This is a genomic window from Microbacterium sp. A8/3-1 (assembly GCF_040267695.1).
Taxonomy (GTDB): Bacteria; Actinomycetota; Actinomycetes; order Actinomycetales; family Microbacteriaceae; genus Microbacterium; species Microbacterium luteolum.
In genome coordinates this window covers 194,165-203,728 of sequence record NZ_CP158357.1, presented here as the reverse complement: position 1 = coordinate 203,728, position 9,564 = coordinate 194,165, and the positions used below count along the sequence as shown (strand labels likewise).

General features: G+C 61.6%; 12 protein-coding genes. 6 read left to right on the top strand and 6 right to left on the bottom strand.

The window, feature by feature from the left end; genetic code table 11:
- The first annotated feature begins 142 nt into the window (after positions 1 to 142).
- The 4 genes from ABS642_RS01050 (at position 143) to ABS642_RS01035 (ending at position 2,681) form a co-directional block, all read left to right on the top strand.
- Positions 143 to 598: a hypothetical protein gene (locus ABS642_RS01050; RefSeq protein WP_350351935.1), complete on the top strand. Its 456-nt coding sequence runs from the start codon at positions 143 to 145 to the stop codon at positions 596 to 598.
- A gap of 299 nt (positions 599 to 897) precedes the next feature.
- Positions 898 to 1,374, top strand: a complete 477-nt coding sequence (locus ABS642_RS01045) for a hypothetical protein (RefSeq protein WP_350351934.1) — start codon at positions 898 to 900, stop codon at positions 1,372 to 1,374.
- 505 nt (positions 1,375 to 1,879) lie between these two features.
- Positions 1,880 to 2,263 carry a hypothetical protein gene (locus ABS642_RS01040; RefSeq protein WP_350351933.1) on the top strand — a complete coding sequence of 128 codons (384 nt, stop codon included), beginning with the start codon at positions 1,880 to 1,882 and terminating at the stop codon, positions 2,261 to 2,263.
- Complete coding sequence (locus tag ABS642_RS01035) at positions 2,247 to 2,681, top strand: hypothetical protein (protein ID WP_350351932.1); 435 nt, start codon at positions 2,247 to 2,249, stop codon at positions 2,679 to 2,681. Before ABS642_RS01040 ends, ABS642_RS01035 begins: the two co-directional genes overlap by 17 nt.
- A gap of 195 nt (positions 2,682 to 2,876) precedes the next feature.
- Here the strand turns inward: ABS642_RS01035 and ABS642_RS01030 are convergent, their stop codons facing one another.
- From ABS642_RS01030 to ABS642_RS01020, 3 genes are all read right to left on the bottom strand, one after another.
- The gene (locus tag ABS642_RS01030; RefSeq protein ID WP_350351931.1) at positions 2,877 to 3,518 is read right to left on the bottom strand and encodes a hypothetical protein; all 642 of its coding nucleotides are present in this window, start codon (positions 3,516 to 3,518) and stop codon (positions 2,877 to 2,879) included.
- The gene (locus ABS642_RS01025; RefSeq protein ID WP_350351930.1) at positions 3,515 to 4,345 is read right to left on the bottom strand and encodes a PIN domain-containing protein; all 831 of its coding nucleotides are present in this window, start codon (positions 4,343 to 4,345) and stop codon (positions 3,515 to 3,517) included. Before ABS642_RS01025 ends, ABS642_RS01030 begins: the two co-directional genes overlap by 4 nt.
- 188 nt (positions 4,346 to 4,533) lie before the next feature.
- Positions 4,534 to 4,725: a hypothetical protein gene (locus tag ABS642_RS01020; protein ID WP_350351929.1), complete on the bottom strand. Its 192-nt coding sequence runs from the start codon at positions 4,723 to 4,725 to the stop codon at positions 4,534 to 4,536.
- A 150-nt stretch (positions 4,726 to 4,875) separates the two neighbouring features.
- Between ABS642_RS01020 and ABS642_RS01015 the strand changes: the two genes are divergently transcribed.
- Entirely contained in the window at positions 4,876 to 5,436 is a 561-nt protein-coding gene (locus ABS642_RS01015; RefSeq protein ID WP_350351928.1) for a recombinase family protein, read from the top strand.
- An 870-nt stretch (positions 5,437 to 6,306) separates the two neighbouring features.
- Positions 6,307 to 6,651 (top strand): Lsr2 family protein, encoded by a 345-nt coding sequence (locus ABS642_RS01010; protein ID WP_350351927.1) that lies wholly within the window; start codon positions 6,307 to 6,309, stop codon positions 6,649 to 6,651.
- Positions 6,652 to 7,050: 399 nt separating this feature from the next.
- Here ABS642_RS01010 and ABS642_RS01005 read toward each other — a convergent pair whose 3' ends face one another.
- From ABS642_RS01005 to ABS642_RS00995, 3 genes are read right to left on the bottom strand one after another with little or no spacing between them, the layout of a single operon-like run.
- Complete coding sequence (locus tag ABS642_RS01005; protein ID WP_350351926.1) at positions 7,051 to 7,989, bottom strand: type II secretion system F family protein; 939 nt, start codon at positions 7,987 to 7,989, stop codon at positions 7,051 to 7,053.
- Positions 7,986 to 8,843, bottom strand: coding sequence for a type II secretion system F family protein (locus ABS642_RS01000; RefSeq protein WP_350351925.1), 858 nt, complete (start codon positions 8,841 to 8,843; stop codon positions 7,986 to 7,988). Before ABS642_RS01000 ends, ABS642_RS01005 begins: the two co-directional genes overlap by 4 nt.
- Positions 8,840 to 9,556, bottom strand: a complete 717-nt coding sequence (locus ABS642_RS00995; protein ID WP_350353486.1) for a CpaF/VirB11 family protein — start codon at positions 9,554 to 9,556, stop codon at positions 8,840 to 8,842. The genes ABS642_RS01000 and ABS642_RS00995 overlap by 4 nt, the downstream gene beginning before the upstream one ends.
- Positions 9,557 to 9,564 lie beyond the last annotated feature (8 nt).

Sequence of the window (9,564 nt, the reverse complement as noted above, 5' to 3'; positions counted from 1 at the left end):
ACACAATAGGGAATCGGACTTCGCCGCTACTGGTTCTTATAGATATCTAAGCCATGAAGATCAATAGATCACAATCACAAGGGAGTGAACCGGTGATCCTCCGAAGGTTAAGGATAAATAGGAACAGATTAGGGCAAAGATCATGGGCACAGTATCGCAGTACAAGGCACTTCTATCTCTTCGCGAAAGAGCGGATGAAGATATGACAGACCTAGAGCAAGCCGAGTTTAAGAATCTCGTGCTTCATCAGTGGTCACACGGGGATGTTTCATCCGAGTTTGACCGACTGAATAAGAAACTCCCTGCCACTCCGCACCAAATGGTCAAAGTAGGAGAGTTGGAGCTACAGGCGTACGGTGCACCCCTCAGTGCCGGGACTCTTATCTCGTACTTCGACGCCGACAAGAAGATTAAGAACTTGCTTCTCTTCATGAAGAAAAGGGCCGCTCTCGCGCAGGACGCATCCGACCCGCTCGACCTAGAGGCACAGGCTCAGCACCTTGAGTTCATGGCTGAAGCACTGAGGAGACGCGCGGCGATGACGGAAGCACAGCGTCATGATGCCGATACCTGGTACTTGGAACCTGAGACCGCTTAGCACGGGTGGAGCCGGAGGGCTGAGGGTGCAGAAATCGTCCGGAAGTTCCGGGGTGCCGGACTATTTGTGACGATAGTAGATGTAGGAATACCGAAAGGTTTCCGACAATACCGACAGAGCTCAGACAAGATTTCCTCCGATCCAGCCCGATATGGCCTGAAACAGAGGGTTTGGAATAGTCCTAGTCAGGTTCGTCTTACATCGCCCGAATATTCGTCGTTTTACCGGAAAGCACTCCCTTGTCAAGACCGTCCAGCCTGGTTTCACACCCCCGTATCAACGAGATTAACGCCGCCTTGGTGTCCTCGACGCCGGTCGCAATCATTGCGAAAGACTTCGGCATCTCCGAGTCTGCCATTTACCGCTGGAGAGCTAGCAGCCTGGGAAAGAGCACAATCCAGACTCACTCTGACAAAGCTCGTGTGCTCGATTACGTGGAAGTAGCCGCCGAGTCGCTAAGGGATGCGGACGCGGTGCGTCGGCAGGGCGTCGAGACGAATAACGCGAACTTGGTTCTAAAGTCTTCGATGGTTATCAACCATTTGACAAGAACTATCTCTATGTATCTGGGCGTAGATGGTTCGAATACCGCTACGCTCCTCGCGGACGGTGACGCCGTGGTTAACGCCCTTGTGCAGGTTATTCGCGACGCTCCCGGCGTAGCAACCGACATGGTTCTAAACCTACGGAAGCAGGGTCAATTCGAGCTTGCCGGGGAGTTCGAAGACCTAGCCCGCTCCCTCGAAGAAACTAAGAATCAGGAACTAACATCATGACGAACACGAAGACTGTAGAAAACACGATTCCACTAGCCGCTGGTGATCAGATTCATTTCCTACGATCCGGATTCAACTTTGGTACCAAGGCTGAGGACTGGCTAGGGGCATTCGTCCACACGTCGGTACGTGGCGAGACGGTCACCTTGAGTTCCGACATTATCGAATGCTCAAAAGATAGATTCGGTAACTCATGGCTAAGTCTCGTAGATGACCTGGAAGGGCAAGCCCGACGATGGGCACCTAACGGACCCGCCTTTGCTCGCGGTCCAGCGCCCGAGGGCATGACGGACTGGGAGCCTGGTTCCGTTGAACAAACGCTTTTGTTCGAAGCTCGCAAGCAAAGTATTTACGACTCTGTGAAGGACCCGGATGAGCTTGCTGCGAAATTGAAGGCACTCCATCAGAGTCCGCTCGGAAGAAATCTTCCGTCCGGACGCAATAAGACCGTCTATGACGTAGAGGCCCCGAAGAATGCGAATTCGGATAGCTGGGGTTACTAACCATGACCCCCGTGCAAGCTGGCCGTTTCTTCAGGGCGTACGTCGCGAGCCGTCTCGTGTCCCTGGGCGTCTCCGGGGCGTCGGCACGCACGGATCAGGCGCGTAGGCCCGTCAGGCTGTCTGAGGCCTTCGCAGAGGCCGCAGAGCGCCCGGCCAGCGACGTGCTCGGAGTGCCGGGATGGTCGCTGGTTACGAGTCACCGGATGCCGCTCGATGTCGCCAAGGCACTCGACGCGGCGCGGGTGGCGGCGGCGCTCGACGGGAATCAGAAGTTCGCGGCCATCTGCTCCCGTCCAGGCGCGAACCCCGAGGCATCCTACGTTGTCACCACCATGGAAGTTCTCGCTGATTTGGTGAGGGAGTCAGATCATGACCTTGCTCGATGACGTTCTGAGGGTCAGTCCGACGACACGTAAGGCGTACCTCCGCAATCTGAGCGATGCGCAACGTACGCAACTACAGAGCGAGATGACGGCGAGGCAGAAAGAGCTTGGGATCACCCCGCCGCCGACGACGAAGAGCGCCACGGCACCCGCCGCGCCAAAGATCAACCAAGACCGCTATAACTCCGTGCGCTCGGGGAGTTTTGTCGGCGGCAAGGTCGCGGTTCGGCTGGGACAACACCTAGTCCTGTTGGCCCCGGCCATGAGATACAAGAAGACCCGTGAGACCCTCATGTACACGTACTACCAAGGTGTCGTCGGCGGATACCAGGCGCGCGGGTCTCGACTGGTAGCGCTCAAGATTCCACCGGAGAGCCGCGCCCACATCGCAAGGACAATGTTCAACGTGAAGAATATTTAGCAAGCGGGAGACGTGTGAGGCCCGGCTCTAGTAGGCCTTCCAATCTCACATGTACTCCACCGGAGCGGCGGGTGTGTAAGGACACCCGCCGCCCCCCTCCAGGGTCGCGGTTTCGTATCCCGCGACCCGACGCCCCCTACGCTCATCTCCTCCGGTCGGCCATGAGTGTAGGGGGCGCTCCTCAACGGGGGTGCATCAAGAAAGTTCTACGAGACGCTTGGTCTCCGCGACTACCCGACGGGTTAGGTCGTCGTCCACCTTGAACGCGATGGTCATCTGAAGCTTGAGTCCGCGCTTCCCATCCGCGAGGTCGGACATCATCTGCTCCACCTGGGCTATGTAGTCGAAAACGAAGGCTCGAACCGCTTCGAGCGGCTGGGCGGCCATTTGCGCCCCCATGTCTCCTAGATCGGACTCTCCCGGAAGTCGAAGTGAACGGAAGTCATCGGCCCAGTCGAGTACCAGTTCGTAGCTTTGGATCAACCGGTCAGCCATGTGCTGAATCATGTCTGGGTCGCCCTCCTCGCCAGGCAGACCGAAGGCTGTCTCCTGTGCCCGAGGGCTGATGATTCGATCTATGTTCGTGACTAGCGGAGTCATCCGAGACAGACGGTCTGAGATTTCGGCGCTTACGTCATCACTTCCAAGCCGAGGCCCCACGCTCATCGTGTAACCGAGTGTGTAATCTCGCCACTTGACTTCGGTGCGCTGAAGTCCGGCGCGGAGGTAGTAGCCGAAAAGCAGGTACTCCCAACACGGCGCGCGTGAAGCGAGCAGGTCGAACATCTCAGTCTCGTTGGCCGGAACCTTCAAGACCGTGAACCGTGATTCAGTCATTGGGCGTCACTCTCCGTTGAGTCGTCTGCTTTTCGTCGGTCTAGTTCGGCGGGGAGCATCCTCGCGTCGATACCGGAAGCAAGCGCGCGTATCCGCATCCCGCGATCGCGCGTGATGAGCGTCACGGTGGACTCTGTTACCACCGACAGGTAGGACGCCTGGCGCACAATCTCGTCGTCTGCACGCCCCAGCCGGTTGTGACCAGCCGGCTCGTCAAGCACCTGAAGAGTCACGCCGTCTCGAACCGGAAGCGCGGCGAGCGAGGTAGCTCCGCCGAAGAGCGAATCGAGCGCCCGAAGCACGCTACGTGCGCTCGGATATCGGTCCTTGTGCTTGTCCAACTCGTCCACGATGATGAGCGGCATGAGGAGTCGAACTTGCTTGCTCTTCATGTGGCGTTGCCAGCGAACATTCTCGAACGGCTGACCATGAAGGTAGACGTTGGTGTCGAGCAGAACTAGCGACTCTCCGTCATCGGGGCGGGCCATGCCCGAGTAATGCTCAATCTGATCCCGGAGAGCTTCGAGGACTCGAACTTGATCCCGCAACTCGCCCTCGATCATTCCGAATGCCATGCGAGTCGTAGAGTCGATTGCGCGAATCTGCCAGTGTCGGGGCGTGTACAGGTCGCGCGTCAGAACCGGGTCTGCGAAGGAGGTTTGAAGATGAAGTTCGACTTGCTCACACCAGCGAAGGTAACGCTGAGCGATCACGACCTGATCCACACGCGATGCACTGGTGATGCTCGATGCTTCAGCTAGCAGGGCGGCGAAGCGCTCTTGCACTGTCGTCACCGACGCCCCGCGCGTAAGAAAGTGCCAAGTCATGTCTCCCCCTCAGAGTGCCCAGCTTAGGAGGAGCACACTGAGTTGACGGTAGGCCGGAGCACGGACATCGGACGCTACGTCGCGCAGCGGCAGGGCACTCGATCGAGCGTCAAGCGGAAGGTATGTTCTCCGGAAGCAGATTCTTGACAGTCAGACGATAGAAACCGCGCGAGGACCGTCGAAGCGCACTAGTCCCACGACAAGCCACGGCTCTTCAGCGCTTTTCTTGCCTCGCGTCGTTCGCGGCTGTCTTCGGACGACCTGGCGCGTTCGAAAATCCGCTGAGCCGCTGCTTCAAGATTTTCCTGCGCCAGTGCAAGGTTCTCTTCCGGCGTCCGGGGCCGTCGTGGTTGCGCCGCGTCTTGCTGATCATCCGTCATGACCTCATGATGCAGGTAGCCCTGGGAGTGCGTCAAAAACGATGGTCTGGTGAGAGTGCTCACACGGTTCCGATCCGCCCGCGAAGTCCTTCTCAAAACTATCTCGCAAAACCTCTTGCTTTGAGAGTTGAGTATTGAGAGACTATCCGCATGGCGATCATCGGATACACGCGAGTCAGCACCAAGGATCAGGACACATCCCTTCAGGATGCGGCGATGACGGAGGCGAAGGTGGATCGGGTCTACACCGATCACGGGGTAAGCGGCACCTTGGCGTCTCGCCCTGAACTAGATAAAGCGCTCGACCGACTCGACCGTGGAGACACGTTCGTCGTGTGGAAGCTCGACCGGCTAGGACGCAACACGAAGAACGTCCTGGATGTCATAGAGACCTTGATCGACCGTGGCGTGACGTTCAAGAGCCTCACGGAGCAGATCGACCTCAGCGCCGGTCCTATGGGCAAAGCAATGCTGACGATCCTTGCCGCGTTTGCAGAGCTTGAGCGGGCGACCATGGTAGAACGCACCCGCGCCGGACTAGAAGCCGCCAAGGCGAAAGGTAAGGTCGGTGGACGCCCGTCAGTGATCGACGCCAAGAAGCTCGCGACCATCAATAAGCTGATTGCCTCAGGCGACCACAGCCGCGCCGACATCGCACGTATGGTCGGCATCAGCCCTGCAACGCTGTACCGCGTGATTCAGAACTTTTAGCTTGACAGTCGGCTGTAGTCCGTAGTAGGGCCGTGATACAGAAGTACCACACCTCCCGGATTTGACGTACAGTGGTGTACATACGCCCCACAAGGCGTAAGTGAGGCCGTCCGCAGTTGGTAGCTACGAACGGCCCCTCGGCCCTGTCCCTGTGAGGACGTAGGTCGCCCCGATCCGACTGGATCGACCAGAGAAGCCCCCCTATTGCGAGTTTGTCTGACTCGGGGGTTTTTCTCTGTCCGAGTAACTTCCAAACGTCAGAAGGCGGAAGGAGTTACTTCGTGGTCACGAGTCTACCGGCGGGGTTACACGAAGTGCCGACCTCTGTTCCTGAGTAACGGGTTCTCCCCCGTCGCCACGTAGTCCGTCATCGGTCGGTATCGGTCGGTATGGGTAGTAAGCCCGTCGTCTTGACCGGATTTCCGGCCTACACCGCGCCTACACATTCACAGCTAGCTTTCAGCTTCAGAGCTAATCAAGCGTGTGCAAAAGTTTGTGTACGGCACCCCAGTGAGGATGCGGCGAGCGCAGTCGCACCACGCACACACACATGCGTTGCAAGCCGTCAGAGAGGCCACAGAGCGCCCTAGAAGACTTCTACCTACACGCGCACCCTCGCCCGAGCTAGTGAAACCGGCAGGGCGTTTGACTAGTCCACGGGCATGGTCAGCGAGGGGTGTCACCGGCATGGCGGCCCGAAGACCCCCCGGCCTGATCTGGGAGAGTAAGTCCCTTGAGGCTCATGGCCTGTCTCGCTGCTGAGAAAAGTCGACGGAAGACCCCCCGGCCTGATCTGGGAGAGTAAGTCCCGGTATCGCGCGATCGCAGTTACGCTCCCCGACACAGTGCTGCCGCGTGTAACTTTTAGCCATGGCAAAGAAGACGATCACCAAGGTAGTAATCACCGAAGACCTCACTGGCGAAGAAATCGACGCAATGGACCTGGTGGAAGTTCACCTTGCTCACAACGGTCAGGACTTCGTCTTGGACCTGAACGAGAAGAACGCCAAGAAGCTGGCTGACCTCCTAGAGCCGTATAAGGCGGCAGGGACTCGCATCCAACGTTCCGGTAGCTCGAAGAAGACTTCCACCGGCAAGGCTGACAAGGAAGACCTAGATGCTATTCGCACTTGGGCACGGTCCAACGGTCACAAGGTGGCCGACCGTGGCCGGATCGCTCAGCCGATCAAAGACGCTTACTACGCGGCCAACTGATGCCTACAGGCGTGGCGCACGACCGTCTTACGGGGATCGATGGGGGCTTCGAGCCGTGCAGGTGCACCATCGGAGAGAACCATGATCAGTGGGGCCAGGTTCTCGATGAAGGCCAGAACCCCGTAGACCCCGCCGACTGGCCCGACGATGACGACGACTTGTGAGTTCAGATAGTGAACTAGACCCTCCGGCTTTCGCTCCGGAGGGTCTTTTCATATTCGACACGCGCCGAACAATCTCATAGGTGGAATAGAACTACAGCCCAGCCGGGCACGTCTCCGCGCTCGTCCTCCGCGAGGTCACGGGTCCAGCCTCTCGCCTCGCGCCACCAGCGGGTCAGGTGGTCGTGTCGTCGGAGGTCGTGCGAGCGTGTCGTCATGGTCGTCCTTTCGTGGTCAGTCAGCCGATGCCGAGCCGGAGGATGAAGAGTCCCGGGTAGATCGCGAAGAGCACCGACAGCGGGAGGATGAGGAACACCAGCGGCAGGAGCATCAGGATCTCCTTGCGTCCTGCCTGCTCGATGAGTGTGCGCTTCGCGTCCTCGCGGGCGTCGCCGGCCTGCGCGTGCAGGACGCCGGCGAGCGGCGCGCCGTGCTCGAGCGCGGCGATGACCTGGTCGACGACACGCGTGAGCCCAGGGAGCTGCAAGCGGTTCGCCATCTCGCTCAACGCGTCCGCGAGGGGAGAACCCGTTCCCGCCGCGAGAACCACCTGACGCAGCTCTGCGGTGAGCTCCCCCGAGCCGACGGCAGCGACCCGCCGCAGCGCATCGAGGAAGCCCTCTCCGGCCGACAGGCACAGGGCGAGGAACTCGAGGGTCGTCGGCAGCTCGTCCGTGAGCCGAGCGCGGCGGGCCTTCGCTCGCGCGGAGAGCTGCATGTCGTAGCCGACGGCGGCTGTCGCACCGGCGAGGATCGGGATGGCGATGACGGGCACGGACATCCTGCCGGCAAGGGCCAGGGCAATCACGGCGAGGGCTCCTGCACCGATCCCCGCTAGCAGCCAGCCCAGCTGACGGCCGCGGAACGCGACGGGGTCGGTACGCACGCCTGCCTGTGCCAAGCGCTGCCGGAGGATGTCGCCGCCGCCCAGCATCCGCTCGAAGCCCTGCTCAGCGCGCTGCCACAGACTCCGGCCTCCCGCCGGAAGCATCCCCGTGCCGGGAAGCAGCGCACGCGGCATGTCCTCGTCGGCGACGACGTCGCGCACATACGGCGCGATGCGCACGGTGAGCGAAGCGGCCCGCCAGCGGGGAAGCGACGCGAGGATGCACAGCAGTCCCACGGCGAAGGTGCCGCCGATCAGGACCGCGGTCGCGAGAACCGAGGGCGCGCTCATCCGAACCATCTCCGAGGCTCCGGCAGCCTGCCGATCCGGATCATGATCCGGAAGGCGAGGACCGAGACGGCGGCACCGACACAGATCACGATGATGCCCTCCGGCGTGCCGTAGGCCGAGGCACCCTCCGGCCTCATGACCAGGAGGCCGAGCACGACCCACGGTGCGATCGCCCCCAGCACCGCAGCACCACGGATCCAGGACTGACGCGCTTCCACCTCTCCCCGCAGCGCGGCGTCGGCCCGCACCGAGGCCGAGAGCGCCCGCAGCACGGAGATCAACTCGGTGCCACCGACCTGGCGCGCCATGCGCAGCGTCTCCGCGATCCTGTCGCCGATCGGGTCGGCCAGCGACGACTTCAGTCGGTCGAGGCTGGTCTCGAACCGTCCCGTGGCGCGCAGGTCGCGCGCGAACACGATGAACGCAGGACGCAGCATCGCCGGCGAGGATTCGGCCAGGCTCGCCACCGCATCGGGCAGGGAGAGTCCGACGCGGATCGCGGCGATCAGCAGGTCGCAGACATCCGGCCACAGCTGTCGACGCAGGCGGCGCAGCCTCAGCCGGCGCCCGCGCAACCACATCACCGGCGCGGCTGCGGCGGCCAGACCGGCGAGGATCGCCAGGGCGGGGATGCCGGTGAGGAGCCACACGGCGGATGCGACGAGCAGGGCTGCCGCGAGCATCACGGCGATCAGGATCCGCGGAGCAACGGCATCTGCGCCGGCCTCCTCCAGGAGGCGTGCGAGGCGTCTCTTCCGGATGGCCGGCGTCTCCGGGTCACGCGACGGCCACATCCACGGCGACAGGCACAGCAGGATGCCTGCGGCGAGCAGCGCGCCCATCAGGACGGTCATGACGCGACCCCGCTCCGCTGCACGGCATCGCGAATCGAAGCACGCGCGGTGTGCGTCTGCGACACCACGTCGTAGATCGTGCGGGTCATGATCCTTCCCTCGACGACCTCACCTGTCGGAGCGACGATCTCCTGCACGCGCCGCTCGCCGGACGCGTCGCGTGCGCAATGCACGACGAGATCGACCGCCGCGGCGAGCGCGGGGGCGATGAACGCGCGATCGATGTTGCGTCCGGCGAGCAGTGGGAGGATCGTGAGCTTCTCGAGGGCCTCGGTCGCGGAGTTCGCGTGCACGGTCCCCGCCCCGGGAACGCCCGTGTTGAGCGCGAGGACGAGATCGAGCGCCTCGGCGTCGCGCACCTCGCCGACGACCAGCCGGTCGGGGCGCATGCGCAGTGCCTCTTTCACGAGCCGTCGCAGCGTGATCTCTCCGGTCCCCTCGAGGCTCGCCTGTCTTCCCTGCAGCGCGACGAGATCGGCGCCGTCGACGGCGAGCTCGAAGGTCTCCTCGACGGTGACGATGCGCTGAGAATCCGCGCAGGATGCCAGCAGGGCACCGAGCATGGTCGTCTTGCCGGCGTGAGTCGCGCCGGACACGATCACGCTCCGCCCGCTCCGCATCGCGTCGCGCAGCAGAGCAGCGATCGCGACCGGCATCGCCCCCTGCGCCGTCAGCGCGTCGAGGGTGCGGTAGCCGGGGAGGAACTTGCGGATGTTCTCGG

Coding starts and splice junctions, on each gene's coding strand:
- ABS642_RS01030 (WP_350351931.1), bottom strand. CDS start 3,518: ATGACTGAATCACGGTTCACGGTCTTGAAGGTTCCGGCCAACGAGACT.
- ABS642_RS01020 (WP_350351929.1), bottom strand. CDS start 4,725: ATGACGGATGATCAGCAAGACGCGGCGCAACCACGACGGCCCCGGACG.
- ABS642_RS01015 (WP_350351928.1), top strand. CDS start 4,876: ATGGCGATCATCGGATACACGCGAGTCAGCACCAAGGATCAGGACACA.
- ABS642_RS01000 (WP_350351925.1), bottom strand. CDS start 8,843: ATGACCGTCCTGATGGGCGCGCTGCTCGCCGCAGGCATCCTGCTGTGC.
- ABS642_RS01050 (WP_350351935.1), top strand. CDS start 143: ATGGGCACAGTATCGCAGTACAAGGCACTTCTATCTCTTCGCGAAAGA.
- ABS642_RS01010 (WP_350351927.1), top strand. CDS start 6,307: ATGGCAAAGAAGACGATCACCAAGGTAGTAATCACCGAAGACCTCACT.
- ABS642_RS01040 (WP_350351933.1), top strand. CDS start 1,880: ATGACCCCCGTGCAAGCTGGCCGTTTCTTCAGGGCGTACGTCGCGAGC.
- ABS642_RS01035 (WP_350351932.1), top strand. CDS start 2,247: ATGACCTTGCTCGATGACGTTCTGAGGGTCAGTCCGACGACACGTAAG.
- ABS642_RS01005 (WP_350351926.1), bottom strand. CDS start 7,989: ATGAGCGCGCCCTCGGTTCTCGCGACCGCGGTCCTGATCGGCGGCACC.
- ABS642_RS01025 (WP_350351930.1), bottom strand. CDS start 4,345: ATGACTTGGCACTTTCTTACGCGCGGGGCGTCGGTGACGACAGTGCAA.